The sequence below is a fragment of the Paraburkholderia sp. BL18I3N2 genome (assembly GCF_003001875.1).
Classification (GTDB): domain Bacteria; phylum Pseudomonadota; class Gammaproteobacteria; order Burkholderiales; family Burkholderiaceae; genus Paraburkholderia; species Paraburkholderia phytofirmans.
In genome coordinates this window covers 274,404-287,762 of sequence record NZ_PVNC01000003.1, presented here as the reverse complement: position 1 = coordinate 287,762, position 13,359 = coordinate 274,404, and the positions used below count along the sequence as shown (strand labels likewise).

Here is a 13,359-nt window from a genome sequence, read left to right as displayed (position 1 = left end):
GCGCGGTTCACGAACACGAGCATGAATTTCGCGTGCTTCGTGCTGCTCTCGTTTCGACACGACGGTGAGACTGATTCTAGCCAGCGGAGGTGAACGCCAGTAGCGTCGCGAGTGCGCTTAGCGTGTTGTCCGAGCGGCAACAATCGACGAGTGTGAGGAGCCTGTGAACGTCAGCACGGCGCTCGAAAGCAATTGCGCGATGTCCGCCGATGCCGCTCGGAGTTGTAGCCGCGATCGGCGTGGATCGCGCGCGGGCGTTGCAGTGGATGGCCGCGCAATCCGCGCATCGGCGGAATGGCGTCGCCGCTCAGTTGCGAAGGTGTTACGCCGCTACTTGCCGAGTGGGTGTTAGCCTCTGACCAAGCAATGGTCGCATGAACTTTTGCGCGGCCATATCAAGCGACCGGGCAACGAGAACCGATCGCGGGGTCTTGCGTCCACCTAGCCGGGTGAGATCGCCTTGAGTTTCACTGAGTCGGTTCGGGCTGCGGCGAGTCCTTGCGGAAACCCCGCCCATGGAAAGAATCCGCGCTGGAGGCGTGTTGTTGTCAAACGCGCTTCTGCGAAGTGCGGCCTTACGGTGCGCGCGCTCTGCGGCGTAGCTCTTCGCAGCTCGATACTGGCACCGGGAGCGGGGTTGCACGTCTTGCGCGGCTTCCCTTCGCGCGGACATCGAAGCAATTCATGATTCGAATGCAGACCTTTGCCGATCCGGCGTGGACGTTGCCGCCAGATTGCAAATCTGACGCGTATCCGTTGTATGCCGTGTGCTGCAGGCACCCGCAGGCTCACGATCGGACGCTAGGGAGGGCGCCGCTAACAAGGAGAAGTCGCGCCATGAATGCTGGGAAACTCGGGCCGCCCCGGGCCAATCTACGGCCATTGCAATGACAGTTAGCTTCCACCCGAAGCAGGGTTCGTCGCCGACGCCGGCGTGGCAACGCTGGGCTTCTTGTGCATCGGCTTCTTGTGCGTTGCTGTTCCCGATGTCGCCATGCTGTTTGCCCCAGACGCACCCGAGACCGTGTCCGTTGAACCGTTTGCATTGGGCTTACTCATGCCGGTTCCGCCTTGGCCCGCGGCAGCCCCTCCGCCCGCGCCCTGTGCATAGACACCTCCGGAGATGGCTACAAAGAGAGCCGAAATAAAAATGCCTTTTATGACTTTCATGAGAGTCTCCTCAAAGGTATATCGATTGCTGGATCGGAACGTGCATCCGCGTCTCAATCCGCGCAATTCCCGTGCCCTCGCATCGCCGCGGGTGAAAATCGCGCGACCTTCGTGATGTTTCGCTTGCAGACTCGCTGAGCTATCGCAGCTTCAGACGATCAATTTTGAAGTCATGGGTTGCCAGCGCGAAGCCGCTCGGTCAGTTGGAATGTGTCGAGCCGTTTTTAACCGGTCGCGCGCCAGTAATAGCAAACCTACCGTCAACTCGAGATCGTCCAGGTCGACCGGCTTCCGCCGGAATTGGGTCCATACAGGCTGTATCTGGACAGGTAAGATTTCTGCGGAAAGCAGGACCACGGGGATCTGGGCAAGTGCCGGATAGGATTTGAGGCGTCGACATAACTCGACACCATTCATCCGGGGCATATTCCAGTCAGTAACAATCAAATCAGGTATCTGCCGCGCCGCCATCTGCAGGGCGGCCAGTCCATTTCCCGTTAGCAATACGCGGTATCCGCGCCACTCAAGCGCGAACTGGAATAATTCCAGAAGCCCGGGTTCATCGTCGACGAGAAGGATGGTTGGCATGGCGCGCTAAGTGGTTGCCTGACATCACCGCGCAACGACCGTGCCGCGAACAGATTCGTGCGAGTAGGTCTCGACCCGGGAATAGTTTTGCTTGAGCGCTCAGGGTCGCCGATCATCGGAATTCGCATCCGCTGAACGGCGACCAGCTGGTGTCTAATGCCAGAAAAGCGCGATCAGAATAATGATTGGAATGGGTACTCCGAGCATGTAAAGAAGAATTGAGCGCATAACACCTCCTCCGGTAAATGTTGAAGTTTCGATCAGAGTTGGCGTACACGGCCGCCATGAGTTGCCATCAGACTCGCTGTGAACGCACCCATCAGAAGCGAGATGAATAGCCATAAAGAAGCGCCGATCGTGACTTTGCGCGCTTTATCCGCAGCGTCCTTGGCGGCAGCATCGAGGGCGTCGATCTTCCGAAGCAGGCGCGTGTAGGTGGTCACCACGCGAGCTTGTGCCGCTGCCTGCGTGAGCCCCGTACGTTGCGCAACGAGCTGGCTCACATAAGCGATATCTTCCGGCGACAACTGATCGCCCGTCGCCGCGCTGTTAAGGAATATCCGCGCCGTTTCCGCACGCGATGCGTCGTTGCGGCCTTCCGCAGTAGCGGGCGCGGCAGGTGAAGCTACTGCTGGCATCCGGAACAGCGAATCGATGAAATAGCCAAGCGGCCACGTGTTCGTCGCGAGCTCCGCATTGCCGCGTTGCATCGTTCCCACCGAAACCGGGCCGCCTGTTGCGGCTGCCGTCGCGGCGGCCTGCCCAGCAACCCGCGCGATGCCCGATGCGCCTGATGTCAGTATGGCAGCAGTGAGAAGCGTCGCCACTGCCCAACTCAAGAAGCCATGCGCCGTGTCCCGGAAGTGAATTTCATCGGCGTCGACTCCCAGCCAGCGGTTGCGCAGGCGCCCCGCAAGATAACCGCCTAGCCCCGACGTGAGAATCGACGTGACGCATACCCATATCACGGCGGCAAAGCCGAACGCCTTTGCATTCGAAGTCCCCGACGACCACGGGGAAATGGACGTCAGCCCGAGACCGGTGCCCAGCGTCAGCAGGATGAGCGCGAACGCGGTCGCGCCAGCGCCGCCGGCAAACACCGCTCCCCATGAGACGGCGGCTTCGTGTTGCCGGACTAATAGCGCAGGGTCTTTCGCTGCCAGCGCGTAGTCGGCGGGTTCTCTTGTGCTGTTCATCAATAGCCTCCGTTGCCGTGTTGATCCGCCGTTGGTTGACGCCGACCCGTTCGCGTCAACGCGATGCTGAGCGGCATGAATCGTCCGCGTAATCAGCATTTCTTGTGCCCCCGGGGCTTCGCGGAGGACAGTAGTCGTCGGGAACAGTCGTTGCGCGCAAGGTTCTCAGCCTGGGCCGCTACGCGAGAAACTGATCAACCCGCCAAAGCGACATCGAAGAACCAGGCATCGAGCGCGGGCGGGCGTGGCACGTCGATGCTGCCCTCGCGTTAAATCAATCAGGGAGGCAATCATGAAAGCAACAAGTAGAGCGGTAGTTTGTTCGGCAATTCTGTTCGCGTTCTGCGACACCGCGTTCGCACAGGGCGCGGGAGGGACTGGAGGTGCTGGAGCCGGTGGAGGCGGCGGTGGCACTGCCGGACAAGGCGGCACCGGCATGAGCGCGCCTAAGGCCGGCGGTACGACGGGCGCGAGTTCCTCGTCGAAAGGCACGACGAATAAATCGCCCACCCGCATGCCGCAGAACGAGCCGCACGCCAAGGGCGCATCGGACACGGCTGCGTCCGGCGCGCAATGAGTTGTACGGCGCACTGGTGGCGTCCCGAACGGCTCGCAATAACGCGAACTCTGCGAGTCCGGGGACGAGTGCGCCGACGCGCGAGTACAGCAGCAGGCTACGTGCGGTGCGTTTGCGAGCGCGGCGCTCAGGGTGGGCGCAAGGGAGTGCGCTTGTATTCGCGAAATCAGACGCGGTCGTGCAGTGCCAAATCACCGCGAGCATCGCAGCGTGTCATTCGGCTACGCCGAGCGCGGGCGAATGGTCGTCACGTTAAGCACTGCGCGGTTCGCCGACCAGATTATCTTTGCCTGCGTGCTCGATCATGCTTCGGGCAGCCATCACGCGTGCCGAGGAACTCTGCCGACAACTGACACGCCGCAGGCCGACGGGGCGCGCCGCCTCGCGTGGCGTGCCACGCAAAGCCGCCTTAATCCGCTTGATCAGGGCTGGCCCGCCTGGTGTTCGGTCGACGTGGTCATTTCTCCAGGGCGGCGCAGCATCTTGTCGACTTCGCCCGCGTGCATCTCTTCGACATGGATCATCTGCCGGGCAAACTCCTCGAGTGCAACTGAGCGGTCCTCGACCAACGCAAGCAGTTCGCGATAGAGCGCTAGCGCAAGGTTTTCGGCTTGCAGCGATTCGCGCAGGATCGACGCGATATCGAAGGTGTGCGAGTCGAGGAGGGGACCGATCGCAAGCGAAGGATAGGCGCCCAGTGTGGTGATCCACTCTCCGACCTGCTGTGCGTGCAACAGCGATTCGTCGGCCTGCTCACGCAGCCAGGATTGGATTGGAATGCGTCCGAATCCGAAAACAAGAAACGAATAGTGCGTATAGCGAACGACGCCGGCCAACTCGGATTCGAGAATCCGGTTCAGCACCGCAACGACGTCTTCCTTATCTATCTCTGCCATTGGTATCTCCTTTTATGTCACCGCAGCAGACACGTTCCGCGCTTCGCCGCCTTTCCGCTGCCCAATCGTCTCGACGGATACTGATTAAATGTAGTCCCGCAAGGCGATCTCGCAAAGCGTTAGTTCGAAACGCACCCGTTTGCGTCGTCCGGCGGCGAGGGGGCGTACTTCCCATGCAGAACCCGGCGAGCGCGGCATGCGGAGCCTTAAACGTGGAGCGCGTGACATCAGGCCGGTACCTGTCCCGGCGGACCGTCAAGAATACGGAGCTTGTCGGCGATGTCAGGAATATTGCGGCCGCCCGAGCGCGATTCGTTTTCTAGTCGATGTGCGGTTGCACGACAATGCACCAGCGTGTCATGCAGTCGGGGTTCGGCCTGAAGGGCGGCCACCACCCGTTCCAGCTCAGCCGGGGACTCACTCAGAAGGGCGGGGACGACTTCTTCCGGCGGTATCAGAGAGCCGTTGCTCAGAAGCTGTGCGGTCCAGTCGCATCCGTACAGAAGCGCGCGTCGCTCGGCCCTTTGCGCTTCCTCCTGGTCCAGCGTGGCAAGGCTATGCCGGTTTTTGTGAAGGGAAGAGCGCCAGGTCGTGAGAATATCAGCGCGTAGTCTTGCAATGGCGTCGCCGAGCGGCGCGTTCTGGCCGCCCGCTGCGAGGCGGCGTTCATCGAGCCGGTCGACGTAGTCCCGATATCCGTCGAGGAACGATTGCCAGTTCAGCGGCAGTTCGGTCGTTTGCGCGAACGAGTGGCTGAGCTCACCAAGCTCGTTGCTGATTTCGTGAAGGGCCTGGCTGTCGGCAAGACGCGCTTCATAGACCTCATGAGCCGTCACCATCTGGCGGTGAAGAGGAAACAGGGGATTGCTGTGGCGTCGTTGCAGATGCCGCTCGGCAGCGCCGGGATGGGCGCTCCATTTCCAGTTAGATAGCGATTTCGCATCAAATTCGACTTTGTCTATCATCGCCCGGAACACGGCCAGCGCCTCCTCGGTGGCATGACGAAAGCAGTCAGCGAGCTTGTAGTCATTGCCTTGCAGACTGGCGCTCTCATTTGCTCCGGAATAAGGTGAATCGGGTGCGAGCCGGAGGAAACCCGTGGCCAGAAAGAATTCCATCGGCAGTTCCACCGGCAGGCTCTCCAACTGGAACGTGCGCTCCCCGGAGGAAATGCCCTCGATAGAATGCGCGAGGCGATTCTCGAAGTCGAGGAGCCCATCGATCCTGTCACCGGACGACGGTCGCGCCTCCTCGGCGAACAGGCAGAAGGACTCACGCACCATGCGTGCCGCGATGGTGCCGTGCTTCTCGGCGAAGAGCCAGAACCAGAGGGCGAGCTGATAGCCCTGGACTCCGTTTCGCAGAACCGGTTCGACATCGGGCGTGAATGTGACGCCGGGTGCGGCCCACCCTGCGAACGGTGCCGCATCGCCGCTCAGGTACATGCCCAGAAGCTGCTTTATCGACTGATTCGTATCGCTCGGCCAGCTTTGCGTTCCATCTTGCCGTTTCTCGGTTTTCCAGAGTCTCCAAACCATCCTGAACCTCGCAAAGGGATGTGGTGTACGCCTCCGCAACGATACTTGCACACTCGGCTGCCGATCACTGAGCTTGTGCCGCCAAAAACAAGGCTTTTTCCGCCTGCTGCCGGGCGAAAGGACAACGCGAGAGAGTGACGGAGCAGCAAGGGTCGCCGAAGCGTGCGAATCGGGCCACGGAATGGTGAAGCACGACGCAGTTCGTGTGTACGGTCCATGCTACCGGCTGGCTCTCTACCCGTGTGGAACAAAACCGCCCGCGCCCGGCTCCCGCGGATGTTCATCTTTCGGGTGCATCCTTCTTGGCCATTGTTGCGCGTGGCACGAAAGCCGCCTCAAGCTGACGGGCCGCTTTTACCCGGTCACCTTGGATAAACACATAGCCAGTTTTTCTCGTTAATGCATTAGGACAATAGTTTCCATACCCTATTTGGCGGCAATGTCAAGGCAGTGCGTTAACGCAGACTTGAAATTCGCGGAGGGCAACGGTGATCGAGCAGTGACGGGAAGCCGTGCGCGCGGCGCACGGCGTGGAACCGAAATACAAGCGGGTGGACAAGGCGATCACGGGCGACATCGAAAGCGAGTCGTTACCGGCCGGCCCTGCGCCACGATTCGACCTGAAGACAACACGGAGGCATAACAGCGCACAGCTTGATGTGTTGGGCTGCGGTGTGGATCAAATCATCTCTGTTACTTCCCGTCGTTTGAGGGCACCAAGGCGAGATGAAAGACGGTGGGATTGCGCAAACTCGCGTCCAGAGTGTTCGATGCATCGACGATGCCGTCGATCATTAGCTCGACGAACGCTCTCAAACATCAAGCGATGAAAACACAGATTACGAGCCAGCGTCGTGCCAGAGGAGCATACGGCTTGCGCATGCCTTGCTCAAGTCAGGTGATAAAGGCGAATCGGAGCGACTGCTTCCGGCAGTGGTCGCCCACATAGTTCGAGAATAGAGCGTTCGATATTGCGCGACATGGCATCGAGGGCGAGCGCGTTGGGCGCGGCGGTGAAGGGCTCGGCCACTTCGCTAGCGATCGCTTCGAGCGCGATCAGTGTGTAGGAGATGAAAACACACAGCAGAGGCGTGAAGAATTCAGTCGAATCGACCAGCCCGAACGGCAACATGACGCAGTAGGCATAGACCGTTCGGTGCAGCAGAACACTATAGGAAAAGGGGATTGGCGTGGAGGCGATGCGCTCGCATCCTCCAACGGCTGCACCTAGCTCGTTGATCTGTGCATCCAGCATCCAGAGCGTTGTCTCACCTATTCGTGCGTGCCGTTCTGTTTGCGCGAGTTCTCGGCGAATGTCATTAAGAAGTGCCGTGGGTTTGTACTGTTTGGCGCGTAACAACTCGGCCCGATCTCGCCCGAGTAAGCGCACGAGATCCGGCATCGGATCCGTGTTTCGTAGTTCATGTTTAAGGGCGTAGATGAAGGCGATCATCGTCTGGGCGATTTGAAACTTGTTCGCTTGCTCCGGAACGTAGCAGAGTATTTGTGACGTCAGCGCTCGCGTAGAGATGAGGAGGCTGCCCCATAAATGACGTGCTTCGTTGAAACGCCCATAGCTCGCGTTGTTGCGGAACGCCAGAAAGATGGCAAGGGCGAGGCCGAACAACGTGAAGGGGGCGGTATTGAGCGGAATTTTTTCCCCGAAAATCCTCCCCTGTGTAAAGACCGCCAGGGTGCTGACAGCCGCCATGAAGAGAAGCTGCGGGATGATCGATTGAAGAACAGAACCGTTCCACACAAACAGCAGCCGGAACCAGTTTTCACTTGGCCTTACGATCATGATGTGCTCTTGTTATGGGCAGAATGGCGCATCCGTATAGCAGGCGAGCGCCTGTTCGCGAGATACGAGTCAATGGTAGCCGGGGTCTCCTTCACGTACCTTCCCGCGGAATACACGATATTGCATGGCGTTATAGAAGAGAATGACCGGCAGCACGATAACGGTGCCAACGAGTGCAAAGAGCTGGCTCGAATGACTCGACGAAGCATCCCAGATCGTCAGCGAGGGCGGAATGATATACGGCCAGATACTGATGACGAGACCGGTGTAGCCGAGAAAACAGATAGCTAGTGTGAGAAGGAATGGCATTGCTTCGTGTTGTAGTCGCACCGAGCGGAGAATGCCCCAGACGCAGAGAACGACAAGTATCGGCACGGGTAAAAACCACCCGAGCTGCCCGCTTCCGAACCAGCGCTTCTCCACCGCAGGCAGTCCGATCACGGTCCACAGGCTGACGATTCCAATCGTTGCCAGCAGTGCGATCACGAGGGGCCGCATCAACTCTCGCATCTTGCGCTGCAATTCCCCGTCCGTCTTGAGGATAAGCCAACCACACCCTAGCGTCGCATAGGTCATAAGCACGCCGATGCCGCAGAACAGGCTGAACGGCGACAGCCAGTCGAACGGTTCGCCGACGAAGCGGGAGTCGGCCATCTTGATGCCCTGTAGCAGCGAGCCTAACGTGATGCCTTGGCAGAGAGCCGCGAGTGCCGAGCCGCCGATAAATGCGAGATCCCATGCGTGCTGCGTGCGCTTCGCCTTCGCCCGCAGTTCGAACGCCGCGCCGCGAAAAATCAGACCCACCACCATTAGGATCAGCGGCATGTAGTTGGCCGGCAGGAGCGTCGAATAGACAACGGGAAATGCGCCATAGAGTCCAGCACCGCCAAGGACCAGAAACGTTTCGTTGCCGTCCCAAACGGGGGCGACGGTGTTGAGCATTACGTGACGATCACCCTTTTCTTCAAAGAATGGAAACAGCAGGCCGATACCGAGATCGAAGCCGTCGAGCATCACATAGATAAAGACGCCAAGTCCGATGATGAACGCCCAGAGAACGGGAAGATCGATTTGCATGACGTCATTCTCCTTCCAGCACGTCCAGGGCACGATTGTGCAATTCGGGGTACTTCAGCGACTCGCGTGTTTCCAACCCTGCGGAAGGACCTGCCTTCATCATCTTCAGCATGTAATAGACGCCCGTGCCAAACACAAGGAAGTAGACGATGACCAATATCAGCAAAGTGACACCTGCTTGCTGGCTACCAATCGGCGACACGGAGTCCACGGTGCGCACTACGCCATAAACTGTCCAGGGCTGCCGGCCAACCTCCGTCGTGATCCATCCGGCTAACAGTGCCACGATGCCGGACGGCCCCATGCACAACACAAACCACTGATACCAGGCAGCCTCGTAGAGTTTGCCGTTCCGCCTCAGCAGCAGGCCGACGACCGCGGTCAATAGCATCAGCATGCCGAGACCGGCCATGATGCGGAACGTCCAGAACACGATCGGTGAGTACGGGCGATCCTCCGGCGGGAACTCTTTCATTCCGCGAATCTCCCCGTCCCAACTATGTGTCAAGATCAGGCTGCCGAGGTGAGGCACCTGGATCGCGTATCGAGTGACCTCCGCGTCCATATCGGGCAGGCCGAACAGGTTCAGTGCGGTGCCGCCATGCTCGGTTTCCCACAACCCTTCGATGGCTGCGATCTTCACTGGCTGATACTCGCGCGTGTTCAGGCCGTGTGCGTCGCCGACGAATATCTGTATTGGTGTGAGCACCAACAGCATCCACAGCGCCATTGAGAAGCTACGCTTAACCGGTACATCGCGCCGCCCATGGAGCAGGTGCCACGCACCGCAAGCGGCAACGATGAAGGCTGCGACGATGAACGCAGCAATGGTCATGTGTGCAAGCCGGAAGGGAAACGATGGATTGAAAATCACCTTGAACCAATCTACAGGGACAATGCGGCCATTTTCCATGGCGAATCCCTGCGGCGTTTGCATGAAACTGTTCGAAGCCAGAATCCAGAACGTCGAAATCAGCGTCCCCACAGCGACCATGAACGTGGCGAAGAAATGTGCACGAGGACTTACGCGATGCCAGCCGAACAGCATGATCCCGAGAAAACCGGCCTCGAGAAAGAAAGCTGTGAGAACTTCGTAAGTCAGAAGCGGTCCGGTGATATTGCCGGCAATCAAGGAGAACCCGCTCCAGTTTGTGCCGAATTCATAGGCCATCACGACCCCGGAGACGACGCCCATTCCGAAGCCGACGGCGAAGATCCGCGACCAGAACAGGTACATGTCCTTGTAGGCTTTGTCGCCCGTCAGCAAGAAGCGCCATTCCAGCACGGCGAGGAAGCTGGCCATGCCTATACTGATCGCCGGGAAGACGATGTGAAATGAAACTGTGAACGCAAACTGCAACCTGGCGAGATGAAACGCGTCGAAGATTTCCATGATCGGCCAAAAGCTCCAGCTGATGACAGCAAGCGTATAAAGACAAACGACATGCGACGGTGCTACGACGCGCGGTTAATTCGAAGCTCCCAGAGAAGGTAATTCCTGGAGACAGCAAAACCAGAAGGGTGGGCCGGCGCGGCACCTCATTGCGCGCACGGTCTTTGTCTTTCGCTGCGCTAAATCGCGCTCGTCATCGGGCCGCCCGATTGCCGATAGACCGGCGTGGCGCGCCGGCATACCGGATAAGCGGGACCGTATGAACTCAGTTCGTCACCACGCGTTCTACCCGTACCGGCACCGATTTGTAAGAGGGCGTACCGCTCTCTTTGTCGATATAGTCGAGTGGAACCAGAACATTGGCTTCTGGGTAGTACGCCGCGACCGAACCTTTCGCGATGTTGTAGATGATCGCGGTGATGTTCTTCAGCTTGAGCGATCTGCCCGAAGTAAGCGTTTCGATGTCCACCAGATCGCCATGTTCGATGCCTTGTGCGGCCATGTCGTCCTGGTTCATAAAAAGGACGTCCCGTCTGCCGAATACGCCCCGATAGCGGTCGTCCATCGCATAGATGGTGGTGTTGTACTGGTCGTGGCTACGGATCGTGATGAGGCGCAGCACGTTTTCAGCACCCAGGACGTCGGCATCTTCTTTCACGCCGCTGTATACCGAGAACATCGCCTTTCCGGTCGGCGTATGCCACTGTCGCTCGGTGGGAGGAAGCGGCAGCCGGAATCCGCCCGGAACTCTGATGCGCGCGTTGAAATCCTCGAAGCCAGGCACGGTCTGTTCAATCAGGTCCCGGATCTTGTCGTAGTCGGAGATGAGCTCCATCCACGGCAATCTGGTATTGGGTAGCGTGGCACGCGCGATACCCGCGACGATTGCAGGCTCCGAGCGCAAGTACTCCGATGCAGGCGCGAGTTTGCCCGACGACGCGTGCACCATCGACATCGAGTCCTCGACGGTGATCGATTGCCGCCCTCCAGTCTGGATATCGAGCTCTGTGCGCCCAAGACAAGGGAACAGATACGTTTCCTTCGAGACCAGCAGGTGCGTACGGTTGAGCTTGGTGCCGATATGCACGGCCAGATCGAGTTTGGCCATCGCGGGGAAGGACTGCTCGGGGTCCGGCAACGCAACGGCAAAATTTCCGCCAAGGCAAAGGAGCGCCTTCGCCGTGCCATCGATCATGGCCTGCATGGCCTGAACCGCATCGTGTCCATGCTCGGAAGGCGGGGTGAAGCCACATGCTGCTTCTATCAGTTTGAGGAACTCCTGTGAGGGCTTCTCAGTAATGCCGACGGTGCGGTTTCCCTGCACGTTGGAGTGTCCGCGCAGCGGGCAGATGCCCGCGCCGGGTTTCCCGAAGTTGCCACGCAGAAGTAACAGATCGGCAATCAGACGGACGTTGGCTGTTCCCTTGTTATGCTGCGTGACGCCCATGCCGTAGCTCACGATTGTCGCGTTGGATTTTGCATAGGCGATGGCCACGTGCTCGAGATCCGCGCGGGTGAGGCCACTTGCCTTTTCGATATCGTCCCAGGACGTCGCCTCAAGATCTGCGGCGAAGGCATCGAACCCCTCCGTATGGGTCGCGATAAATTCCCGATCAAGGACGTTTCCCTGCTCGGCTTCCATCTGGAGCAACGCTTTCATGACACCTTTTAGCGCCGCTGCGTCGCCGCCGGCGTCGACCTGGAAATAGGTCGACGCAATCCGCGTCGAGCCAAAGGTCGCCATTTCCAACATGCTCTGCGGGTCGGCAAAACGCTCCAGCGCGCGCTCCCGTAACGGATTGAACACGATGATCGGGACATTTCTCCGCGCGGCTTCATGAAGTGTACCCATCATGCGCGGGTGATTCGTGCCCGGATTGTGGCCGATCGCAATGATGAGTTCCGCCGAATCGAAATCGTCCAGCGATACAGTACCCTTGCCGATTCCGATCGACTGCGGCAATCCCACGCTCGTTGGCTCGTGGCACATGTTCGAGCAATCAGGGAAATTGTTCGTGCCGTATTCGCGCGCGAACAACTGGTAAAGGTATGCAGCTTCGTTCGAAGCGCGGCCCGACGTATAAAACTCGACTTGATCCGGTGTTAGCGCGCGCAGGATCTCACCGATGCGTGCGAACGCGTCTTCCCATTCGACTGCGCGATACGTATCAGTCGCGCGGTCGTAAACGAGCGGATGCGTGAGCCGGCCCTTGTCCTCAAGTTCATAGTCGGTCATTTTCAGAAGCGAGCTGACGGTGTTGCTTGCGAAAAATTCCGGTGGCACACGTTTAGTGGTTGCTTCCCAGGTGACAGCTTTTGCACCGTTCTCGCAGAACTGAAACGTGGAGCGGTGTTCCTTGTCGGGCCAGGCGCAGCCCGGGCAATCGAAACCGGCGGGCTGATTCGTTCGGAGCAGCGTAATCGGTGCCTCTATGCTCTCCATCTGATCGTGAATCGCCTGAGCGGTCGCCTTAAGTGCGCCCCAACCGCCGGCGGGACCTTCGTACGGCCTGATGCCTGGCACGTCGCGTAGCTTGGCCACATGAACCTCCAATGAACGAGCGTAGTCCTGCTAGGGACGGGATAGCCTGCATGGCTTTAGGATTGCGCCGCTTCGCGGCTTACGATATGGCTACTTCTGCGATTCAGTCTAGTTAATCCAAACGCATGCGCAAGATAAAAATTATCTCGCATCTCGGTTAATAAAAGTGCCGATAGGTTTAGTCGTATATAGCGACGGTTGAGCAAGTACACTGCATTTCATTTTATAAAGAATTGTTATATTTATACGGATTTTAATAGGCACGACCATCCAGATAATCTTGCGTATTTAACAAGGGCCTCTTGCAGATCATCTTCACGACGTCGAGGTACGGCACCTCGGAACGACGCCGTCCTGCATCGGCGGGGCAATGCGAGTCTTCGGTGAGGCGCACGACATTTGGTCCGGCCTGGCAGATATCACGGAGCATGTACATGGTCGGGTGACTTCCGTTCGTGGGCCAATTGTCTTACTCAAACACACTTCGTCACCTGATGCGGCATTGAGTCACTGGATAAACCGAAGTCTGTCCTCGCATCGCCTTCCTCAGATACAAATCCGCTGCCGTGTTGGACGGCCTT

Annotated in this window: 10 protein-coding genes and 1 pseudogene; 1 reads left to right on the top strand and 10 read right to left on the bottom strand. The window is 58.7% G+C overall.

The window, feature by feature from the left end; translation table 11 throughout:
- Window positions 1-191: 191 nt before the first annotated feature.
- The 4 genes and pseudogenes from B0G75_RS10975 to B0G75_RS10960 all read right to left on the bottom strand — a co-directional run.
- Window positions 192-302 (bottom strand): annotated as a pseudogene (locus B0G75_RS10975) (IS5/IS1182 family transposase); the annotation flags it as partial.
- 592 nt (window positions 303-894) lie between these two features.
- On the bottom strand, window positions 895-1,170 hold the full coding sequence (locus B0G75_RS10970; RefSeq protein ID WP_106304452.1) for a hypothetical protein: 276 nt from the start codon (window positions 1,168-1,170) through the stop codon (window positions 895-897).
- Between the two features lie 150 nt (window positions 1,171-1,320).
- On the bottom strand, window positions 1,321-1,758 hold the full coding sequence (locus B0G75_RS10965) for a PleD family two-component system response regulator (RefSeq protein WP_106304449.1): 438 nt from the start codon (window positions 1,756-1,758) through the stop codon (window positions 1,321-1,323).
- 260 nt (window positions 1,759-2,018) lie between these two features.
- Window positions 2,019-2,954 carry a hypothetical protein gene (locus B0G75_RS10960; RefSeq protein WP_258194387.1) on the bottom strand — a complete coding sequence of 312 codons (936 nt, stop codon included), beginning with the start codon at window positions 2,952-2,954 and terminating at the stop codon, window positions 2,019-2,021.
- A 292-nt stretch (window positions 2,955-3,246) separates the two neighbouring features.
- Here B0G75_RS10960 and B0G75_RS40585 point away from each other — a divergent pair, with 292 nt between their 5' ends.
- Window positions 3,247-3,531, top strand: coding sequence for a hypothetical protein (locus tag B0G75_RS40585; protein WP_181309225.1), 285 nt, complete (start codon window positions 3,247-3,249; stop codon window positions 3,529-3,531).
- 422 nt (window positions 3,532-3,953) lie between these two features.
- Here B0G75_RS40585 and B0G75_RS10950 read toward each other — a convergent pair whose 3' ends face one another.
- From B0G75_RS10950 to B0G75_RS10925, 6 genes are all read right to left on the bottom strand, one after another.
- Window positions 3,954-4,427: a bacterioferritin gene (locus B0G75_RS10950; RefSeq protein WP_106304443.1), complete on the bottom strand. Its 474-nt coding sequence runs from the start codon at window positions 4,425-4,427 to the stop codon at window positions 3,954-3,956.
- Between the two features lie 227 nt (window positions 4,428-4,654).
- A complete protein-coding gene (locus B0G75_RS10945; protein WP_106304440.1) occupies window positions 4,655-5,965 on the bottom strand; it encodes a tryptophan leader peptide in 1,311 nt (436 codons plus the stop codon).
- A gap of 889 nt (window positions 5,966-6,854) precedes the next feature.
- The gene (locus B0G75_RS10940) at window positions 6,855-7,766 is read right to left on the bottom strand and encodes a bestrophin family protein (RefSeq protein ID WP_106304437.1); all 912 of its coding nucleotides are present in this window, start codon (window positions 7,764-7,766) and stop codon (window positions 6,855-6,857) included.
- Between the two features lie 69 nt (window positions 7,767-7,835).
- Window positions 7,836-8,843, bottom strand: coding sequence for a cytochrome d ubiquinol oxidase subunit II (cydB, locus tag B0G75_RS10935; protein WP_106304434.1), 1,008 nt, complete (start codon window positions 8,841-8,843; stop codon window positions 7,836-7,838).
- Between the two features lie 4 nt (window positions 8,844-8,847).
- Complete coding sequence (locus B0G75_RS10930) at window positions 8,848-10,236, bottom strand: cytochrome ubiquinol oxidase subunit I (protein ID WP_106304431.1); 1,389 nt, start codon at window positions 10,234-10,236, stop codon at window positions 8,848-8,850.
- A 265-nt stretch (window positions 10,237-10,501) separates the two neighbouring features.
- Window positions 10,502-12,778 (bottom strand): FdhF/YdeP family oxidoreductase, encoded by a 2,277-nt coding sequence (locus tag B0G75_RS10925; RefSeq protein ID WP_106304428.1) that lies wholly within the window; start codon window positions 12,776-12,778, stop codon window positions 10,502-10,504.
- Window positions 12,779-13,359 lie beyond the last annotated feature (581 nt).